The organism is Clostridium sp. UBA1056, assembly GCA_002316385.1.
Taxonomy (GTDB): domain Bacteria; phylum Bacillota; class Clostridia; order Clostridiales; family Clostridiaceae; genus Clostridium_J.
The window spans coordinates 1-19,228 of record DCDL01000024.1 but is presented as its reverse complement, the minus strand read 5'-3'; the positions used below and the strand labels follow the sequence as shown (position 1 = coordinate 19,228).

General features: G+C 28.2%; 24 protein-coding genes. 4 read left to right on the top strand and 20 right to left on the bottom strand.

Going from position 1 to position 19,228, the window contains the following annotated elements; genetic code table 11:
• Positions 1-87: 87 nt before the first annotated feature.
• Positions 88-2,064, bottom strand: a complete 1,977-nt coding sequence (locus tag B3W71_RS07040; RefSeq protein WP_346888233.1) for a cell wall-binding repeat-containing protein — start codon at positions 2,062-2,064, stop codon at positions 88-90.
• Positions 2,065-3,076: 1,012 nt separating this feature from the next.
• On the opposite strand from B3W71_RS07040, the gene B3W71_RS19265 reads away from it, so the two are divergent.
• Positions 3,077-3,634: a metal-dependent hydrolase gene (locus tag B3W71_RS19265; RefSeq protein WP_414631997.1), complete on the top strand. Its 558-nt coding sequence runs from the start codon at positions 3,077-3,079 to the stop codon at positions 3,632-3,634.
• Here the strand turns inward: B3W71_RS19265 and B3W71_RS07035 are convergent.
• Together B3W71_RS07035 and B3W71_RS07030 are read right to left on the bottom strand one after the other, a co-directional pair.
• Positions 3,631-3,777, bottom strand: coding sequence for a hypothetical protein (locus B3W71_RS07035; protein ID WP_346888232.1), 147 nt, complete (start codon positions 3,775-3,777; stop codon positions 3,631-3,633). The genes B3W71_RS19265 and B3W71_RS07035 overlap by 4 nt on opposite strands.
• A 107-nt stretch (positions 3,778-3,884) precedes the next feature.
• Positions 3,885-4,808 (bottom strand): DMT family transporter, encoded by a 924-nt coding sequence (locus B3W71_RS07030; protein WP_346888231.1) that lies wholly within the window; start codon positions 4,806-4,808, stop codon positions 3,885-3,887.
• Between the two features lie 261 nt (positions 4,809-5,069).
• Here B3W71_RS07030 and B3W71_RS07025 point away from each other — a divergent pair, with 261 nt between their 5' ends.
• Positions 5,070-5,333, top strand: a complete 264-nt coding sequence (locus B3W71_RS07025) for an ATP cone domain-containing protein (RefSeq protein ID WP_346888230.1) — start codon at positions 5,070-5,072, stop codon at positions 5,331-5,333.
• Between the two features lie 56 nt (positions 5,334-5,389).
• Here B3W71_RS07025 and B3W71_RS07020 read toward each other — a convergent pair whose 3' ends face one another.
• The 7 genes from B3W71_RS07020 to B3W71_RS06990 form a co-directional block, all read right to left on the bottom strand.
• Complete coding sequence (locus B3W71_RS07020) at positions 5,390-5,914, bottom strand: biotin transporter BioY (protein WP_346888229.1); 525 nt, start codon at positions 5,912-5,914, stop codon at positions 5,390-5,392.
• A gap of 225 nt (positions 5,915-6,139) precedes the next feature.
• Positions 6,140-6,697, bottom strand: coding sequence for a DUF402 domain-containing protein (locus B3W71_RS07015; protein WP_346888228.1), 558 nt, complete (start codon positions 6,695-6,697; stop codon positions 6,140-6,142).
• 37 nt (positions 6,698-6,734) lie between these two features.
• A complete protein-coding gene (locus B3W71_RS07010) occupies positions 6,735-7,277 on the bottom strand; it encodes a 2'-5' RNA ligase family protein (protein WP_346888227.1) in 543 nt (180 codons plus the stop codon).
• Positions 7,278-7,401: 124 nt separating this feature from the next.
• Complete coding sequence (locus B3W71_RS07005; protein WP_346888226.1) at positions 7,402-7,932, bottom strand: 2'-5' RNA ligase family protein; 531 nt, start codon at positions 7,930-7,932, stop codon at positions 7,402-7,404.
• A 364-nt stretch (positions 7,933-8,296) separates the two neighbouring features.
• Positions 8,297-9,391: a S66 family peptidase gene (locus tag B3W71_RS07000; RefSeq protein ID WP_414631996.1), complete on the bottom strand. Its 1,095-nt coding sequence runs from the start codon at positions 9,389-9,391 to the stop codon at positions 8,297-8,299.
• A 30-nt stretch (positions 9,392-9,421) separates the two neighbouring features.
• Positions 9,422-9,898 carry an NUDIX hydrolase gene (locus B3W71_RS06995; protein ID WP_346888225.1) on the bottom strand — a complete coding sequence of 159 codons (477 nt, stop codon included), beginning with the start codon at positions 9,896-9,898 and terminating at the stop codon, positions 9,422-9,424.
• 203 nt (positions 9,899-10,101) lie between these two features.
• Complete coding sequence (locus B3W71_RS06990; RefSeq protein ID WP_346888224.1) at positions 10,102-10,983, bottom strand: CAP domain-containing protein; 882 nt, start codon at positions 10,981-10,983, stop codon at positions 10,102-10,104.
• A gap of 247 nt (positions 10,984-11,230) precedes the next feature.
• Here B3W71_RS06990 and B3W71_RS06985 point away from each other — a divergent pair, with 247 nt between their 5' ends.
• Together B3W71_RS06985 and B3W71_RS06980 are read left to right on the top strand one after the other, a co-directional pair.
• Positions 11,231-11,842 (top strand): histidine phosphatase family protein, encoded by a 612-nt coding sequence (locus B3W71_RS06985; protein WP_346888223.1) that lies wholly within the window; start codon positions 11,231-11,233, stop codon positions 11,840-11,842.
• A gap of 33 nt (positions 11,843-11,875) precedes the next feature.
• Positions 11,876-12,406: a GNAT family N-acetyltransferase gene (locus B3W71_RS06980; protein ID WP_346888222.1), complete on the top strand. Its 531-nt coding sequence runs from the start codon at positions 11,876-11,878 to the stop codon at positions 12,404-12,406.
• A gap of 84 nt (positions 12,407-12,490) precedes the next feature.
• Here the strand turns inward: B3W71_RS06980 and B3W71_RS06975 are convergent, their stop codons facing one another.
• The 10 genes from B3W71_RS06975 to B3W71_RS06930 form a co-directional block, all read right to left on the bottom strand.
• Positions 12,491-13,228, bottom strand: a complete 738-nt coding sequence (locus B3W71_RS06975; RefSeq protein ID WP_346888221.1) for a hypothetical protein — start codon at positions 13,226-13,228, stop codon at positions 12,491-12,493.
• A 98-nt stretch (positions 13,229-13,326) separates the two neighbouring features.
• Positions 13,327-14,007, bottom strand: a complete 681-nt coding sequence (locus B3W71_RS06970; protein WP_346888220.1) for an ATP-binding cassette domain-containing protein — start codon at positions 14,005-14,007, stop codon at positions 13,327-13,329.
• 101 nt (positions 14,008-14,108) lie between these two features.
• Entirely contained in the window at positions 14,109-14,810 is a 702-nt protein-coding gene (locus B3W71_RS06965; protein ID WP_346888219.1) for an ABC transporter ATP-binding protein, read from the bottom strand.
• A 266-nt stretch (positions 14,811-15,076) separates the two neighbouring features.
• A complete protein-coding gene (locus B3W71_RS06960; protein WP_346888218.1) occupies positions 15,077-15,820 on the bottom strand; it encodes an ABC transporter ATP-binding protein in 744 nt (247 codons plus the stop codon).
• A gap of 204 nt (positions 15,821-16,024) precedes the next feature.
• Positions 16,025-16,693, bottom strand: a complete 669-nt coding sequence (locus B3W71_RS06955; protein WP_346888217.1) for a class I SAM-dependent methyltransferase — start codon at positions 16,691-16,693, stop codon at positions 16,025-16,027.
• A gap of 289 nt (positions 16,694-16,982) precedes the next feature.
• Positions 16,983-17,507, bottom strand: coding sequence for a hypothetical protein (locus tag B3W71_RS06950; RefSeq protein WP_346888216.1), 525 nt, complete (start codon positions 17,505-17,507; stop codon positions 16,983-16,985).
• Complete coding sequence (locus tag B3W71_RS06945) at positions 17,449-17,580, bottom strand: hypothetical protein (protein ID WP_346888215.1); 132 nt, start codon at positions 17,578-17,580, stop codon at positions 17,449-17,451. The genes B3W71_RS06950 and B3W71_RS06945 overlap by 59 nt, the downstream gene beginning before the upstream one ends.
• 168 nt (positions 17,581-17,748) lie before the next feature.
• Positions 17,749-18,288, bottom strand: coding sequence for a GNAT family N-acetyltransferase (locus B3W71_RS06940; RefSeq protein WP_346888214.1), 540 nt, complete (start codon positions 18,286-18,288; stop codon positions 17,749-17,751).
• 49 nt (positions 18,289-18,337) lie between these two features.
• Entirely contained in the window at positions 18,338-18,508 is a 171-nt protein-coding gene (locus B3W71_RS06935) for a hypothetical protein (protein WP_346888213.1), read from the bottom strand.
• Positions 18,509-18,574: 66 nt separating this feature from the next.
• Positions 18,575-19,051, bottom strand: coding sequence for a GNAT family N-acetyltransferase (locus tag B3W71_RS06930; RefSeq protein ID WP_346888212.1), 477 nt, complete (start codon positions 19,049-19,051; stop codon positions 18,575-18,577).
• Between the last annotated feature and the right edge of the window lie 177 nt (positions 19,052-19,228).

Genomic DNA, 19,228 nt, shown 5'->3' with positions numbered 1-19,228 from the left:
ACACTCCCCCAACTTCCGTTATAATTTTATATTGATAATTATACTATATATTCCAACATTTTGTAATAAATATTGGAATATTTTGCTTTAATTTCTACTATCTTTTTCTTCGGCTAACCCAATTCTCCATTGATTTGTTTTACTTCTTGCAGAATAATAAAGAGAATATTTATTCTTTACTCTTACTAAGCTAGATTTATACAGAGTGGCATTATCAAAAGCTCCTTCTTTATCAGATATATTTAATATGTTTTTCATTGGTGAAAAATTCACTCCATCTTGTGAAAAGGTATAATAAAGATTTTGTTTTGCAGAATTTGAATCTTCATATCCATTTATAACCATTTCATATCCTAAATCTGTTTTAATTAAATCATGATGCCATAAGTGAAAATTAGATGGCTTATCTTTAAAATTACATACTTGGATGTTCTTAAAACTCTTCCAATCTTTAGTTTCGGTGTAATATAAATCACTACTATAATTAGAAAACCATATTTTATATAATCCCTCATCATAAATTATGATTGGTGATACATAATCATACTTTTTATCAAAGGTATTTGTAGTTAGAACTAATTCTTTTTCACTCCAATTTATACCATCTTTACTTTTCATTACATAAAGCATATTAGTACCATTATCTGGTTTTTTACCCGACTTATCAGCTGGATTATATCTAAAATAAACTTCTAATGTATCATCAACTAGACATATATCTATATCAGAATAGTGTCCACCACTTTTAACATCTTTAGGAACATCTAACGGATTCTTCATACCATCTAGGTAATTAAAATTAATGCCATCATTACTAACTAATATTTGTGGATTTTCATAATCATCATCACCATTTGGATAAGGTGTCAACCCCATTAAATATTTATATCCATTCCAACCATTTTCAACATACAATACATCTGGATGAACCGCTTGGTTACTTCCATCATAGGTTGGAGTTACTAAAGGTTGTCTTGCATTTGTATAGAATTTTCCCCAGTAGTTTACATTTAGTAAATCGTTACTAATTTCTTTTTCGTTACCAACAGCAATAACATTCTTTATGTTTTTTCCATTCTCAATCATAAATTCTTCTATTGATTTATTTAATATATCTGAACCAATATCAATTAGAGGCATGCCTAAGACTCCACTCGCTGATCCCGCAGATATAAATTCTAAAGGATTGTTACTTGAAGTCATAATAACTTGCTCATCTTTGTATAAACTTTTATTCTTATTTAATAAGTTTATATTTACATCTTTAAAATGTTTGGATATATCTATTTTCTTCATATGTATATTAGAAAATGTTCTATACAGTATATCTTCATCTCCAGCAAAATATACAGTTGAATCTTTTTTATCTTTTAGGAATCCATATGTTAATAAATAATTGTCTGATATTATTATTGGTGTTTTATCCCTCATAGCAATATATGATAATAACATCATTTCTTTAGGATCATCACTATTTGCAAGAATATATGTATTATTATCTTTAAATTCTCTTGCAATACTAATACTAAGACTAGTAATGTCTTTTCCTTCAATCCTATTTACTTCTAGCCCTTTTTCAATAAGTTCATTTTCTATATTATTTGAAACTAAATTCACATCACCAATTAGAATTACCTTAGTCGCTTTTAATCTTGTAATCTCTTCCTTTAATGAATCATTTAGAGTTTCGCCTGGTGATAAAAGTATAGGTGCATTATACTTTCCACTTAACGGTAATGATATACATCCATCCTTGAAATAATTCTGATTTACTATAATTGCCACATCAGAATTATTCCATATTTGCTTGGACATATTTATAGCCATTTCCTCAGGATTTTCTCCCGTAATTCGGCTTATATTTAATAAATCATTACGATTCACTGAATTCATATTACTAGCATTAGCCATAACATCTGAAGTTGGCTCATTACTTTCCAAATTACCATTAAAATTCTTAATAAAGTATACACCTATAAGTATAATAATTATTCCCAATATTGATATAACTATCTTAATGCTAGCGTTTTTGATAAATTTTTTATGTCTCTTACTCTTACTCATACTCATACTACACTCCAAATTAATTTTATTTATACATTTTAAATCTAATTTTCGTATAAATTTCATTCTATACTATATAATAAGTTCCAATAAATAAAATTCATTAATACTCCCTAGTGTAATCTAGGATTGTAAACAAATTTAATGTATAAACTTTATTAAAACTTATATATTAAAAATAGCTTCTAATGCTTAATATTATTTTATAGCAGTGTACTATAGTTAAACTTAAATATAGATAACTATTATTAATAAGTATTAAAATTTTATACTTAATTGTATTTTTTTGTATCACTTATATAATACTACTATTATGCATATAGTCAATAATAATTCTTAATTATGAATAAAAATTAAAAATCTTTACACTGGATTAATCTTTTAACTACACTATTTGATTTCTTTCATCTTAGTTTTATCATCAGATTTAGCACTAGACATAACTACAAGCTCTGGAGAGTACCTTTGTTTAGACTAAATTTAGTATGAAGCTTTATTCCTGATTTTGTAGAACAAATTTTGCCTACTCAAAATAAGTTTTAACCATATTTATATCTGAAGAGTCTATAAGCTTTATACCTCAAAACTTTTTTAGTTTCTCATTTACAGGAAGTTATTCTAAAGCAATAGAAACTAATTCATTTAATATTAGAATATAAATATCGTAATCAATATGAATATTATAATTATATAATATTCCCAAACTGACGCTTTTTATTGCTTCTCTTAATTTGGAGTCAGACTGCATAAAATCATTAATCTCTTAAATTATACGCTTTACTAAATGGAGGTATGGTAGAAATACAAATTTACTACATAGAATTATTGTCAGTAGTATTTTCAGTCTAATAATTAAACACTAGTGATACTATTTATATCGTATTATTAAATATGTTATATATACTAAAACATATGTACGTAGCTCAATAATTAATATATAATATACTTAATTATTGAGTATTTATTATACTTTTAATAATTAATATTTAACCAAAAGATAAAAGGTGAAAAAATGACAAAACAAACCCATGAGTCTGGTGGATTTTTAATCGCTACTATAACTATTTATCTAATAATCATAAAGAATTTAAGCAGTTACTTATTAATCTATCAGTTACTATTGACAATCTTATATTTTCATTCTGCAAATATTGGAGCACTCTTTCCTGACATAGATCTTAAAAGCTCATATGCAAGTAAAAGATATCCCTTAATGGCAAATACATTAGGTAGAAAATGTAGGCATAGGGGCTTTACCCACAGCCTACTATCTTTAATAATTCTTTATACCGCCTGTGTGTTTTTTATTTTCATAAGTGATTGGAACATTGTAATAGAAGTATTATGCTATGGCTTTTGGTTTGGATATGCCTCACATATATTTTTAGATTTATTTACTCACCAAGGTGTAGAGCTACTATTTCCACTTAAACTTAAGATTAAAATACTTAATCTTAAGACTAACTCCATCGGTGAAAAAATCTTCAATAAAATATTGAAAATTCTATCGCTACTGTTATTAATATATTATACTTATAAAATGTCTAATTATTTATTAATGCATCTTTAAATAATTAGACTTATTCCTGAGATTAACAAAAGTATATATGGCAGTTTTAAAAATGCTTCTTGTCTTAATTTTTTAGCCAGTATATTTCCTATCCTAACTCCTATTATTAAAGCTGGTATTCCTATAACTACTACATTAATCATTGTAGTAGTTATAATCCTACCTATAATTTATTAAATTAATAAATTATACTTACCATGATTTTCCTACAAAGAACCCCTGATAATAATTTCACAAGTGATCTTTTCTCTTAAATATCCTTGCTAAGCTCAACAATATTATCCGTAGCAGGCTTTAATTGAGAAACTATTATAGCTATAAAAATCAGTACACATCCAACTAAACCTCTTGAACCAATTCTTTCACCTAAGAACATAGCTCCACCTATGGCGCCAAATACAGATTCCATGCTAAGAAGTATAGCCGCATGAGATGGTTTTGCATTCTTCTGTGCTACTACTTGTAGTGTGTATGCAACTCCCACAGATAAAAGTCCACCATAAAGTATAGGCACAAGTGCCGCTGATATACCTACCATATTAATGTCCTCAAATATAAATGCTACTAATAAACTTAAAATTGAACATGTTGCAAACTGTATACTAGATAACTTTAGCGGATCTATTTTCTTAGTAAAGTTATCAATTAATAATATATGTATGGCCCATCCTACTGATCCGATAAGTACTAATAAATCTCCTTTGGATATAGAAAAATCTTCATTAATACTCAATAAATATAATCCTATAATCGCTATAACTATTCCAATCCAAGTGGTGTTATTAACTTTTTGTTTTAAAAATAACCCTAATATAGGAACTATAACCATATAAAGTCCCGTAATAAAGCCAGCTTTTCCTGCAGTGGTATACATAACCCCAGTCTGTTGAAGACTTGTTGCTATAAATAAAGCACATCCAACTATTATTCCGGCTCTTATAGTATGTTTTAAAGAATTTCCTCCTTCTTCTTTTTTTACATCATTATTCTCCTTCTTCTTATTTAAAAGCAAAATTAATGGTATTAATGAAATACTTCCAAGGGCAAATCTAATGCCGTTAAATGTAAATGCGCCCACATATTCTGCTCCCACTTTTTGAGCAACAAATGCTAATCCCCATATTGCCGCTGTAAGTAGAAGTAAAATATTTGCTTTTAATTGAGTTTTCGTCATATTAATTCTCCCTTCTAATAAATCTCCTCATTTACAACTAGTGTTAGTGAAATTTTTCCTCTAATTAATAATATGAGTAAGTTTTTAATATATTAACAATTATTAAATTCTATAAACTTCTCATTAATCCTCTTTAAAATAATAATTTAATTATCTGTAAATAATATTAATGAAATCTATATTATAAATATTTATTTCAGTGATGTAATTACTTTAAATAAACTTATATGTGAATAATAACCATAGTAAGGAGTTATGTATATGAAATTTATGAAAAAAAATGGAAAAATAGTTTCCTTTGAACCACTCAAAATTAAGACTAGTGTTGAAAACGCTGGTTCTGACTTAGGCATTCAGCTTAATTCAAAAGAGCTAGAATTAATAGTTTCAGATGTGGAATCAGTTTTAGTATCATTATCTAGAGAAGTAACTACTGGCTACGAAGTGAGAAGTATTGTAGTCGAAACACTGATTAAATATGGATACAAAAATATAGCTAAATCCTACATGCTAAACATACTTTAATTTTAGATTAGCAATAAAGCACAGTAGTAATAACATCTACTGTGCTTTATTGTTAACTATACATATTTTTTTAATTTTTTGACTAAGAATGCTGATAATATAATCTTTAATATATCCCCAAATAAAAATGGTACTACACACATGAGTAGTGCCTCTATTAATTCACTTTTAGTTAAATACATAAACCATGCTGTACCAACAAAGTAACATCCTAGAATACCCACTGACATAGCAACTATATATGAATATAGATTATCACCTAGTTTTTTTACTATAATTCCAACTATGATTGCAGATACTATGTATCCTGCTATATATCCTCCCGTAGGTCCTACAACAATACTAAGACCTGCAGTAAAGTTTGCAAAAACAGGAACTCCAATAGCTCCAATTATTACATATATAACTTGACTAATTGCTCCCTCTTTAGCTCCTAATAAGCCTCCTGCCATAAAAACTGAAACTGTTGCAAGATTTATAGGAACTGGTGTAAATGGCAGCGGTATTGATATCTGTGAAAGAACAGATGTTAGTGCTGCAAAAAGAGCACATAATATAATTTTTTTAGTTGTAATTTTCAATGCTGTACCTCCAATGTTAACACTTATATATTTTAATTTTTAAAATTCTTCCTTCATATATTAACATATGTGTACATCCATTTCTATAGATTTCACGAAAATTGTAATCTTTTTTTAACTGTAAAGTTTACAATTTCTTTTATAAATTGCTCTAGGTACAATTTTACATCTAAGTTATTCAAAAATATTAAGTGATAGCTTCTATATTTTTATACAAATTTTATCTTATATCCAATTCATTTCCTGAGGAATATCTTTTAAATAATAATAATATTTCTTGGTAAGTTCATTTAATTTCTCAAAATTTTCATTTATCCATACTATAAGCTCCTGTGCTTGTCTCATCGCATTATTATATTGTTTTTCTGTTATTTCATTTTTATCTAAAGCATCATTCAATTCATCTTCGTCTAACAATATTACTTCTCCTGTAGTCAATACTGCTATATCTAAAAATAAATCATCATAAAATGGAATTCCATCCTCAGTAAGCTCATATTTTTCTGAAATATCAAAATACCACTGAATTACATTATCCTTTTCATCAATCATAACTGTTAATACGAAATTCTTACCTTCTGGGAAATATTGAATCCAATAATATCCTTCGTCAACAATACAATAATCCACCCCCTTAGTTTGTATTGTTAACGATTCTGTTATATCTTTAATCTTTATACTAGATATATATCCCCTTAACTCTTCATTATCAACGAATTCAATCTTAAACTCTCTTTTCAATACTCTACTCCAGTCTGGTTTATGAGCAAATCTTCTCTTCATAATATATAGTCCTCCTTATAAAGCTTATCCTTGTAAATTATTTTAGTAAATCTACTTCTATCTCCCTAATTGCTGCATCATTCTCAATCACAATTTCTACAGATACCTTGTCCACCTTTGAATGAAACTTTTCTTTTAAATTGCTGATTTCTTCATAAGCACTATTTAGTTCTTCTGCATTGGTGAATTTTCCAATAGTCATATGAGGTATGAACTCAACATGATTTAGCCATTTTGGTTTATATTCTTTTAATATTCCCCTATACAGTTTACTACTAATTTTTTTTATTTCTTCTCTACCTTTTTTGACTTCTAAGCATAGATAGAACATTGAATCACTACTAATTTTTATTACATCTTTTAGTTCTACCTCAAAACACCTGGTGTTCTTTAATGTCACAGTTAACCACTTTCTCAGTTCATCTTCTCCAATACTGCTTTCAAAAGGAAATACCAATGTAATATGTGGCTTTACATTATTGACAACAGGATCATATATTTCTCTAATCTCATTAATTATCTGTATATTTTCGAATTTAGGAAATATCATTATGCATCTTTTTTTAATATCCTTACCCATATCTACTCCTTTCTAAATATATATTACTTAATGAAATTTATGCTAACTTCTATTTTAAAAATTTACTACATTTTTAATCTAAGATATAAAATTATAACTCTATATATTTCTTTTTTCATGATAGCTACTGTTGGAAGAGATACTCTTTATGTAGCACCCACGTATTATTTTCCCACCTATAAATGCTCACATTATCAAAATAGCTTTGAAAACTACATGGATATTTATTTACATAATTCCAAAGATCATAATATATGCTTTTTATTCTTTTAGAGCTTATGGTTATATGAAATATTTTATCCTTACCATCCTTATTTGTAAATTCAATATAGGGAACCTTACTCATTTCTTCAATTAATCCATCATGCAAAATTCTTCCTTCCCTACTCATTGCCATATCCATATATATTACTCTATCATCAAAGTGATTATATCCTTTAATCTCTAAAGGCTCTCTTCTATGCTGTATACAATAATCCTCTATTGACTTCTCTATTTCTGTAATATCGTCATCATATTCAAATGGAGCCTTTATAGTAAAATGTGCAGGTAATTTTGAGGATTTAGCTTTAAACTTTTCATAAACTTCTTTTCTAAGATTATTGTTAAAATCTCCCGCTTCTCCCTTTATAACTGAAACAATAACATATCTCATTTTATCACTTCCTTATTATATTCCATGTACATCACACAAGATACTGTGTTTATAATTTATTTCCTATTCCATCTACTCATAACTTCTTATAACTTCATAATAAATTATAGATATGTGTTTATCTTTATTAATAGCATCTTTAAAATATCCTTCTTTATATAGTTTTTTCCCAAGTTCTACTCATTCTATACAATATATCTTCCAGGACTCTAATTCCCTTCTAAATTTTTATTTCTTCGCTTAGAAATAGCCTCATCCTTATCATCGATAGTGGCAGTGCCTATGGGAGTTTAATTTTTCTTAAAAAATTTCCAGTCTAAAGAAAAAGCTTCCTATCAATGTATTTTTAAATCATCCCACATATTTATTTCCCTACTCTAACTCCACTTTCTACTATTGAAAAATTTTTCTCTTCACAGTTTATTTCTGCCTTTGCTCCATAAGGAATAGTAATTATAGGAGCTGTATGCCCGAAATTCACATTAAATAAAATTGATAAATCCTTTAGCTTCAATTCTTCTCTTATTACCTTAATGAATACTTTTCTATATTCTTCATAATAAACATTATCATAAGGTTTACCAAATATTATTCCATTTATATTTTGTAAAATTCCTTGTGCTCCATAGTTTCGTAACCAGTATTCTACATAGGTAGGTTCCGGCTTATCTTCTGAGGTTTCCAAAAATAATATACCATTCTTCCATAGTTTAATATCTGGCCATACTTCAGTTCCTTTTAGCATTTCTAATACATCAATACAGCCTCCAATTAAATGCCCTTGAACCCTGCCACTTCCTTGCAATAATTCATATCCTGTATTACTACTAACCTTTCTTGAAATAAATTTATTCTTTACTTCCCAAGGTAAGTATTCACTTGTCCAAATTTCTGATGATTTAATATTACCTATTGGAGTATCATTAAATAATGCCTTATTAATGTGCTCTTTTGTATAGTCAAACATTTTTATATTTTCAGCAAATTCAGAAAGGATTGCAGGTCCATAGAAACTGGAAATTCCAGCCTTCATACATATAAAATGTGTAACTGTACTATCAGAATATCCAATAAAAATCTTAGGATTTTTCCTTATTATCTCATAATCAATATAAGGTAAAATTCTTATGCTCTCATCTCCTCCAATACAAGAAAAGATTCCTCTAATTGAAGAATCCTTAAAGGCCCCCATTAAGTCCTTTGCTCTCTCCTCTGGATGGTTATATACATACCCAGTTCCCTTAAGGGTTGAGTTAAGCTCTATAACTTGAAGCCCAAAATCCTCTTCTAGTCTTTTTTTACCAACTTCATATCTCCAAAGTATATCTTCATCTCCTGCTCCACCCCAAGATAAACTTATAGCTGCAATCTTATCTCCCGGCTTTAACATAACTGGTTTTATAAGTCCTAATGAGTTTAAATCACCTCTTTTATTTTCTTTATAATCTAATTCTCTCATAACTTCCCCATCCTTTTTTATTTACATTTGTTATATGATACTTATAGGATTATTAAATTCTGATTTATTATCTAGAGTATAAACTCTGCTAACCTTGTCAAATAAGTAAGGTTGTATTAATGGATAAGTAAGATTTTTAGGTTGATTACTAAATAAGGAAACTTCTTTAATTTCTAAATTAGGAAGCTTTCCTAATTCTTCAATATCGGCAAAGAAAAGTGCCCCATAGGATTCATCATAATCTTGTATATCATTACTCTCTCTTACTACAGAATATATACTCACTGCATTGAGTTTAAATTTTACAGCCCCCGTTTCTTCTCTTAACTCTCTCTCTGCGGTTTCCTTTATACTTTCATCTGCTTCTCTATGTCCACCTGGAATCTCCCAAGTATCTCTTTCCTTATGCTTTACAAATATCCATTGATTCTTATATTTAGCCATTATTACAGCAAATTTTAATCTACTTTCATCTATCTCATTAAATTTATAGAAATTGACTTTCATCACTACTCCTCCTACTTATATCCATTACTAGACAAGTCTTTATTATATACTACAATAAACTTACAATTTTAACAAATGTACCGCACTATTTTCCATAAATATTTTTATACAAAATAAAAGCACTAAAGAAGTTTTTTCTTAGTGCCTTTTTAAAATTAAGTGTTCTGTTATGTATTTACAATCTAATTTTTTAACGCTTGTACTTATTTATAAAACTCTTGAGTAGCGTAGTATCTATTTCCAACTTTATATACTCCTACACCTATACTTGTAAAATTAGGAGATAATATATTTTCTCTATGTCCTTGTGAATTCATCCAATTTGTCATAAACTGATTAGCAAGTTCATTTATATCAGATACTCCCCCTATATAAGCTATATTTTCTCCCCAAGATCTATATGAAATACCATCTCTATCCATTTGAGCTGTTATAAGTTCTCCTTCTGGATTTTTATGATCAAAATAGTTTCTATCTCCCATATCTTGAGATTTTATTCTTGCATATTTCTCCATAAGACCACTATAACTTAAGGTATTCATACCAGCTCGAACTCTTTCTTCATTCACTTTTGTAAATATAAACTGCTCTATTTGAGATGAGAAATCTCCTTGAACAGTAGATGATATAGATTGATTTGGTTTGTTAGCTTGTCCTTGAGATGGTGTTGATGTTTCTTGCCTATTAGTATTGTTAGAAGGATTACTATATGTTATTTCTTCTTCATTACCAACTGAAGTACTATTTTTTTCTGTTTTGTCTAAATTATCTCTTTGGTTATTGGTAGCTACTGTTTCATTACTTTTCGAATTTGTATCTTGTCCACCTCTTGAAAATCTAGTAGTATTCTCATTTCCTCCATCATTATTGCTACCTACAGCCTCACTATTTTCTTCATTATATGAACCGACTTTATTAGTTTCCTTTTGTTCTACCTCATTTTCCTTATCTACACTTTTAATTATTGATTTATTAACATTCTTAGAATTATTAGCACTTTCTATGCTATTTTGAAAGGCTAGTCCCACTAGTGCAGTACATGCTAATGCTCCACATATAATTAGTGCAATAAACTTTTTCTTCATTAGTATCACTCCTTATAACTCTGCTATTACTTATGTATACCATAAAATTCATGATTTTTTCATAGTGGAACAGTTCCTATGATTCTATAATAATGTATAATTACATATTTTATCCTACTATTATCCAGTCACATAGATTCTCCACTTAACTCCAGCTATCTTTAACCAAAAATTCACATAATTCATCCTATTTATATAATATAATTATTTTATAATATATTGTTACTATTAGGGGGGAACTATTAATTTGAATATTATTGTAACCAGACATGGACAATCGGAAGCAGATATATTAAACGTACATGAAGGGAGGGCAGATTTCTCTTTAACAAAGCTTGGACGTAAACAGGCTTTATCCATGGCAAATTTTGTATCATCTAATTATAATATTAATAAAATTTATTCTAGTCCATTAAAACGTGCTAGTGAAACTGCTAAATTACTATCTAGCTTAACTAATGTTCTTATTACATATGAAGATGAACTTATGGAATTTAATAATGGATTATTAGCGGGCTTATCTAGAGAAGAAGCAAATAAACGTTATCCCGAGCCTTCCGTAAGATGGCTTCACACCTCCATTCATGGAATGGAGAGTATGATAGAATTTAGGTCTAGAGCTGAGTCAATACTATCCAAAATAATTAGTGAAAATGACTATGATTCCACTGTAGTTATTGTAGCTCATGGTGGCATAATAAATATGCTCTTTAGAAGCTTTTTAGAGCTCCCTTTAAATTCAAGAATGTTTATATCTACAGGGGATACTGGAATACACCACTGGCAGATAACTAGCTATTGTTATAAAATAATTTATACAAATAAGTTATCTCATCTGGATATCCTAGATAATAAATAATCTATTAATATAAGTTATGAAAGGAAATAAATGATGATATATAAAGAACTAAAAATAACTGACTTAGTTCCTGAACTATTGAAGGATTTTGATAGACATGAGAAAATATATAGAGCTTGGAGATTAAGAGAAGATGGAAGTGAATATCTAAAAGATATCTATTATGAAGAGAACTGGGATAATAATGATTTATTATCAATATGTAATGAATTAAAATCTACCTTAGAAAAAGGTGGCTCAGTTTTTGCAGCCTTTGATGAAAGTAAATTAGTAGGATTTGCTTCATTAGAAAATGAATTCTTTGGAAGTAAAAACCAATATATTCAATTATCTAATCTTCACATTACAAATAACTACCGTCATAAAGGTATTGGAAAAACACTATTTAACATGTGTACTCACAAAGCTAGAGAATTAAAGGCTAGAAAAATCTATATATCTGCATCGTCTTGTGAAAATGCTCAAAACTTTTATAGAGGTATAGATTGTGTGTTAACTAAAGAAGTAAATAAAAAGTTATATAATCTTGAGCCCTTTGATTGTCATATGGAATATATCTTATAAAATATATTATATTTAACTCAATACACAAAGCCTAAAATGGATGATATTAATTAAGTTTTTAATAATATCATCCATTTTAGGTTTCTATATATTCTTCTTGCTAATTAAGCTCCTGTTCATGTTTCTATCTTTTACAATACTTAATAATTTTAATTCACTAACCCTATTAATAACATAATTTATCTCAATAGCATTGAGATGCCCTATAATTGATACTTCTTTAGTAATAACTCTCATATTACCTTCCGCCCTCTCCTCCACTATTCTTTCAATAGGAGTATGAGCTCTTGATGTAAAATTACCAAACCCTAAATATATAGCAGCAATTTCTAAAAGAGTTTCTCTACATGGATTATTACTTATATTAATATCACTACAACTAATATAATAATAGATGCATTGATAACTAGTTAAAGTTACTATATGCTCTAATGCATAATATGACTTTATATTTAGTCGTATTTCATTTTCATCTCTGATAAATTTACTATAGTTTTTATCACTATTATCAGTGATATGTAAATTATCATCATTATACTCTATAATTACATCTACTCCAAACATAGAAATATTCAAATGTTCCATGATACAACTAACTAACTTCCTTATGGACATGGGATCAAAATTTCTATCTAATAAAAGTTTCTTTAATTCAACGGGTAAAATAAAGTTTGATTTTGGATATCCAAAGTTTTCTTTTAGATAATCTATTTTCTCTTCTAAATCATTGTCCTTAGTAAGATGATATGATTTATGCCAAAGAATAGTTAGAAATCCTATAAGAATAATAGCTAAATAAAATTTTGTTACTTCTATGCTCACGTATTTCTCCTCCATATACAACAAATTTAATTATTCAAACCTACTATTCCCAAAGAATTCCTATCTTATACTAAACCATAATAATTTAAAACTACTCCCTAAGCCTCAAGACCCCATATCTGCCTCATTTCTTCACAAGTTTCAAGAAGGTATTCAAGCTTTCCTTCCCCTTCAATTTTTCCATCCTTCATAACTAAAATTTTATCTGCATTTTTTAAGGCCACATGTCTATTAGAAACTACCATGGCAGTTATATTTTTTCTTTCAAACATTCTATCCCAAAGCTTTATTTCAGTTTCTATATCTAAAGCACTAGATATATCATCAAAAATATATAAATCAGCCTTTCTTGCAAACATCCTTGCCACAGCAACCCTTTGTCTTTGCCCTCCAGAAAGCTTTACTCCTTTAGAACCTATTACAGTATTCACTTCATCCTTAAAGTTACTAATATCCCTATCCAGAGCAGCAGAATATATGGCTTGATTTAAGTTTTCTTTTTCCTCCTTTAAGCCCAAAAGAACATTGTTTTTGATAGTATCACTAAATAGGTTGGGATTCTGAGATGTATAAGCTACCCTTGGAGGAACAAATTTTTCACTATTTTTCTCAACTTCTTCATTATTAAAATAGATTTTTCCATCATCCATAGGAAGCATACCTAAAATAGATTTAATAAGAGTTGTCTTTCCAGCACCAATCCTTCCTGTAAATACTACAAACTCACCTTGATTTATCGTAAAATTTATATTTTTTATACCATTGGTTTCATTATACATATAGGTTAAATTCTTAATTTTCAGAGATCTTAACTCTGTATGATTCTGTTGTTTAACCTCTTCATCAATTAATTCTCCTTTTAGCTGTAATGAATTATGTGCTAATAGCTCCTCTCCATATTTCCATCCAATAACTTAAACATTCGTTTAAAGGCAATTCCTCCTTGCTGATATCTAGCAAAAATTTCTCCAAGAAAACCAGCAAAGTCAGCTACAAAGGGAAGATAATATACAAATAGTGAAAAATCTCCTACGGAAAAACTTCCTTCTAACATATATCTACCTGTTAATAGCAATATGAATCCAGTCCCAATAGTTACAGCATTCTCATATATAGCATCCATAATGTTTACAAAAATCTTATCTCTTACCATATACTTCATTCTTTTTTCATTGAGACTATTTAGATTATCGATAATATATTCTTCACTACCTGATATCTTTATAGCTTGTATTCCATTAAATATCTCTCCTATTGCTCCAGATACATCCCCTGTAGCTTCCCTAGCAGTTGTTCTATATTTTGAGATATATTTCATAGCTTTTTGTGATAATATTATAACTACAACTAGAGGAGCAAAAATAAACAACGTCACCTTTACATTTATAGTTAATAAAATAATTAATGCACCTAAAGCAAATAATCCATCTCCCATTATATCTAAAGTAAAGCTTATAACATCTTCAATCTCCCCTATATCATCTCTAAAACAGTTCATAGACTCTCCTAAGGAAGTTTTGTTCTCAATTAGTGGATTATTTAGAATACACTCTAGTAGATTTCTTCTAAGTAGTGCACTCATAGAAAATCTATGGTTGGCATCTACTCTTCCCCCAATAGCTATAATAATTGACCTAGTAAAAGCTCCTTTACACGCTTAATACTGGCTTCTGATCTTTGAAGCCTTTGCATTTGTGACCTTATCTCCTCTAAAGGACTAGCCATAAGCTCCACATAATAAAATATTAAATATACAGTTCCAAAAGTTATTAATGAATTTCCATAAAAATATGCTGAAAGTATTAGTGCAGCAGCGTTTCCTAAGGCAAAAACAATTATATTAACTATCTACATATAATAATGTCCTAAAGATGCTTTTACTTCTATAGGTAGCATCTTTCTATATAGCTTATATAAACTATTCATAGTGTAATTTTTAGCACCACAAGTGTTTATATCCTCTACACTAGTAATTTGCTCCCCTAAAAATCCATATAACTGAGCATTATATGCTCTTGATTTCTCCCAATGCTTTAATGATTTTTTCTCTATATATTTCATTACTACCATGTCTAAAATAGCAATCACCGTTAACGTTAATCCAATTCTCCAATCTTCTCTATAAAGCAATAAAATTATTCCTATCAAAAGTCCTAGATTAGATAGCAATTGTAATACAAAAGTAGAGAAAAAGCTAAATAATGCATTTATATCTCCATCAACTCTTTCAAGCATTTCTCCTGATTGATGAGCTTTATGAAAATCCATATCTAAATTTATACAATGCTTTATTAAATCACTTCTTAATGCATTAGTTGCTGTCCATCCAACCTTTTCACTAATATAAGTAGATACAATTTTAAATACTTGTCTTATAATTCCAAAGCCTATGAATAATAAGGCTGCTATTAATAAATTTTCAATTCCTTCATTTTGTGTTACAGCATCAATATAATATCTCAATATCTGCGGATTCACTAACTGTATCACTAAGTTCATAACTAATATAAAGAATAATAGGATTACCATAAATTTTTGTCTTTTTAAATACTTATATAATAACTCAAAGTAATCTTTCAATGGTAACTTCATAGTCATCACCCCTTTCAATTGATTATTGCGATACCAAATTTTCAATTAAGTTTATCTTATGACTAACATTTCTTGTCTACTATTTTTATACAGTTTTAAATTATAGGTGTTAGTTACAGTTTAAAAATAAGTAATCCCTACCCATTTTTCTCTTATATTCTTATATTGTATAAGTAAAATATAAACGACTTTGTATTAATTATTTTACTTTACCTCATAAATTAAGTGCTCACCTTTTTCAAAGATAATATGAAGACTTTTAAAACCTGCTTCTTTGAATAGCCTTCTTTGTGTAGTTAATGTAAAAGGAATATCTATATGATAAAGTTTAATTTTTTCATCACCTTGTTCTTTTAATAAGTCAACTCTTTGTTTAAGCCACTTTTTTTCATAGTATTTACTTACCACATAATCACCCTCTATATAACTTCCATCATCCTTCAAAGCTAATTTAATCTTTTTATAAATATCTAACTTTTCATCATATAAGAAGTGATGCATAGTCATTATTCCAAACACATAATCATATTTCTTTATACCGAAGTCTTCTTCTAGGTAAGAGGCAATAGCTATATTTATTTGATTCAATTTATCCTTATATTTTTCTTTAAGAATTTTTAGCATTTCTTCTGATAGGTCCATACAAGTTATTCTAGCATTAGGCGCCTTATTGAATATTTCTTCTAACTCAAGGCCTGTACCACATCCTAAATCTAAAATTTCAATAGCATCTTCAGTGTATTCTAGCGTAGAAGAAACTAACTTGTAGTATTCTTCAAATGAATTTATGGCGTCTTCCATATGCTTTTCATATCCTTCGGCCCTTAAATTGAAAAAGCTCCCCATTTCTTCTATTTCATAATTTTCACTCATATTATTTTATTACCTACTTTCTGATTTCTTTAAGTCTTTCTAGTATTAAATCTACATTTGAATAAGGTGGTATAATGAATAATTCAATATATCTTTTGACCACTTTTCAAATTTCATAGATTATTTCCTCCTTGTTTTTGTTAGAAATATCAACATATGCGCTTGTATATTGAGCATTTTAACATTTTAAAATGTATAAAGAAAACTTTTTAAAATGTTAAATATTTATATAGTTCCATAGATAAATGTTTATATATGGAACTATATAAAATTTAACTTCAATCTCATACTAGATATTGCTTATATTTTTCAAATCAATATCTATACTAGCTTCAGATTTTATTGTAGTTTTACATTCAGTTTCATGATCATTTAAAGTAATTACTCCCATCCTTATAGCTCTTTCAATTTTACTTCTGGTTAAATCATATATATTATTTGATAAAAGCTTATCTACTCTAATCTTAGCTCGAAAGCAAATAACTTGAATCTCTATTTTGTCATATCCTTTCTCAATTGTTTCTTGCAAATTAATTACTTCTATACAGTTTTCAACCTTCTCAAGATTATGTGGAATATTTTCCATATCTGGTTTACTTTTAAAATCTGCAAGTTTTTTATTCCATGTGTGATCCTGAGGACATTTATATATGGCATATCTGCTTATATTTTTTCCATTGGCATTCTCTCTTCTTATGAGAGAATCTATAAATATAACTTTCTTACCACAGTTATGACAATATCTTAACTCCTCATTAGGACCACACTCTTTTAAACTCCAATTTATCTTTAATACCTTTAACTCTCTTTCCATCTTCCTCTTCCTTTCTAATCCTTAGAGGAAGATAGTTAAATATATTAAATATTCTTGGCAATGTTTTAATCATAGTACTATTTTCCTCCTTTACTAATTTAAAAACATCGCCTTGTAATTAGGTGTCATAAAACTTCACCTCCTTAAGTGATACTCCATTGGTTATTAGGACTTACTCCTTTCAACAAAGTGAAGAGGAGTTTCCTTTAAATTTATTGGCCTAACAAACTTAATTCTTCTACTATTTATAAGATTTAATATCCATTACTATAAATTTAAATTCTTCATCTTCCAAATACTCATCACATTTTTTAAAGCCTAATTTATTAAATAAAGCTAATGATGGCTTGTTATTTTCTTCAATTTCTACATATATTCTGTTGATATCCATGTTGTTAAATATATAGTTCATAGCAACTCTTATAGAGTCATAAGCTATACCTTTTCTCCAATATCTTTTATTACCTATAGTGACTCCCATTTCACCTTGCTTTACTACTGTGTCTATACTAAAGAAATTAACAAACCCTATAAAATTCTCTTCATTGTCAGTAACTATAAAATACCTATACATCCTATCTTCTTTATTATCATTGATTACATTTCTTTCAAAGTTATTGCAATAGATTCTGCATTCTTGAATTAACTCCTTACTATTGCTTGGTATTGGTCTTGGATCATACTTATTAATTTCCTTATCAATTCTACAAGAAAATAAGTTAATTATATCTTCTTGTTCTATATCTCTTATCTTAATTCTCCCATCTTCATGATAAATCACTATAAAATTCCTCCTGTTTCTCTAATAGATTTTAAAGCTATACTTGGCATCACCGATGATGCTCTGCAGTAAAAACTTTGAATCCAACCGCACTGTATATAGCTTCATTTTGTGATTTGTTAAATATTGTTGTAACTCTTGACTTTTTATGACCTAATACTTCTTTAAATTCTTTTATTTCCCTAAGTTGTTTCATATCTTTATTTTTATTAGATTTCATTTTGTATTTCTCTCCCTTATTGATTAAAATTTTCTTTCTATCTTTAACTTTATGATTATTAATTTTTCAATATAATTTTTTTGTCATTTTAATAAATTCATATTTCTCTTGATTTATGTTCTCAATGTATCTATCAGATTCTTTAAATCCAATTTCTTCGTATACCTTTATAGCTCTTTTGTTAAATGCAGCCACAGATAAAGTTATATATTTACCTATGAAGTTAAACTTTCTTATTCCGAAATTGATACCTTCTACTACAAAATCATATCCTACCCCCTTTCCTGTAAAATCTGGCCTTAAGCCTAAACCAATATTAACTGCATTATCGCTAAATTCAAACGAAAACATTCCTATAACTTCTTTTCTCTCACTCAAAACAACATAGTGATTTTCCCAATGATTACTCTTTATTTTTTCTAAAAACTCTTCTAAATCTTCTTTATCAAAATCCATATCATAAAAATAATACTCACCTTCATAGTGCCAATTTAAAATTTCTTTAGCATAATCACTATTTGTATTTACAAATTCAAATTTCATTTTTTCCCCCCTAAGTTATGCTCAAAATCTCTAATTTGCTCCTTTGCGCAAATCTAAATGAACTTTTTATTCATTTCTTTAATTTCACCTCCTTAATAATTAGGTTTTTAAGCTTTGCCACTTATTAATAAACAGAGTTCTTTGCTTTAGAGGTGGTTTTTACTCCCTCTGAAGCTT

What these genes read in the sequence shown, in the direction of transcription:
- B3W71_RS06990 (WP_346888224.1), bottom strand. Translation starts at nt 10,983, where the DNA reads ATGAAGAAAAAGTTTATTGCACTAATTATATGTGGAGCATTAGCATGT.
- B3W71_RS07040 (WP_346888233.1), bottom strand. Translation starts at nt 2,064, where the DNA reads ATGAGTAAGAGTAAGAGACATAAAAAATTTATCAAAAACGCTAGCATT.
- B3W71_RS06935 (WP_346888213.1), bottom strand. Translation starts at nt 18,508, where the DNA reads ATGAAATCTAATAAAAATAAAGATATGAAACAACTTAGGGAAATAAAA.
- B3W71_RS07000 (WP_414631996.1), bottom strand. Translation starts at nt 9,391, where the DNA reads ATGAGAGAATTAGATTATAAAGAAAATAAAAGAGGTGATTTAAACTCA.
- B3W71_RS07010 (WP_346888227.1), bottom strand. Translation starts at nt 7,277, where the DNA reads ATGGGTAAGGATATTAAAAAAAGATGCATAATGATATTTCCTAAATTC.
- B3W71_RS06955 (WP_346888217.1), bottom strand. Translation starts at nt 16,693, where the DNA reads ATGAGTGAAAATTATGAAATAGAAGAAATGGGGAGCTTTTTCAATTTA.
- B3W71_RS07025 (WP_346888230.1), top strand. Translation starts at nt 5,070, where the DNA reads ATGAAATTTATGAAAAAAAATGGAAAAATAGTTTCCTTTGAACCACTC.
- B3W71_RS06960 (WP_346888218.1), bottom strand. Translation starts at nt 15,820, where the DNA reads ATGAAGTTACCATTGAAAGATTACTTTGAGTTATTATATAAGTATTTA.
- B3W71_RS06945 (WP_346888215.1), bottom strand. Translation starts at nt 17,580, where the DNA reads ATGATTAAAACATTGCCAAGAATATTTAATATATTTAACTATCTTCCT.
- B3W71_RS06970 (WP_346888220.1), bottom strand. Translation starts at nt 14,007, where the DNA reads ATGTATAATGAAACCAATGGTATAAAAAATATAAATTTTACGATAAAT.
- B3W71_RS07005 (WP_346888226.1), bottom strand. Translation starts at nt 7,932, where the DNA reads ATGAGATATGTTATTGTTTCAGTTATAAAGGGAGAAGCGGGAGATTTT.
- B3W71_RS07030 (WP_346888231.1), bottom strand. Translation starts at nt 4,808, where the DNA reads ATGACGAAAACTCAATTAAAAGCAAATATTTTACTTCTACTTACAGCG.
- B3W71_RS06930 (WP_346888212.1), bottom strand. Translation starts at nt 19,051, where the DNA reads ATGAAATTTGAATTTGTAAATACAAATAGTGATTATGCTAAAGAAATT.
- B3W71_RS06965 (WP_346888219.1), bottom strand. Translation starts at nt 14,810, where the DNA reads ATGAGTGCACTACTTAGAAGAAATCTACTAGAGTGTATTCTAAATAAT.
- B3W71_RS06980 (WP_346888222.1), top strand. Translation starts at nt 11,876, where the DNA reads ATGATATATAAAGAACTAAAAATAACTGACTTAGTTCCTGAACTATTG.
- B3W71_RS19265 (WP_414631997.1), top strand. Translation starts at nt 3,077, where the DNA reads ATGACAAAACAAACCCATGAGTCTGGTGGATTTTTAATCGCTACTATA.
- B3W71_RS06995 (WP_346888225.1), bottom strand. Translation starts at nt 9,898, where the DNA reads ATGAAAGTCAATTTCTATAAATTTAATGAGATAGATGAAAGTAGATTA.
- B3W71_RS07035 (WP_346888232.1), bottom strand. Translation starts at nt 3,777, where the DNA reads ATGATTAATGTAGTAGTTATAGGAATACCAGCTTTAATAATAGGAGTT.
- B3W71_RS07015 (WP_346888228.1), bottom strand. Translation starts at nt 6,697, where the DNA reads ATGAAGAGAAGATTTGCTCATAAACCAGACTGGAGTAGAGTATTGAAA.
- B3W71_RS06950 (WP_346888216.1), bottom strand. Translation starts at nt 17,507, where the DNA reads ATGGAAAGAGAGTTAAAGGTATTAAAGATAAATTGGAGTTTAAAAGAG.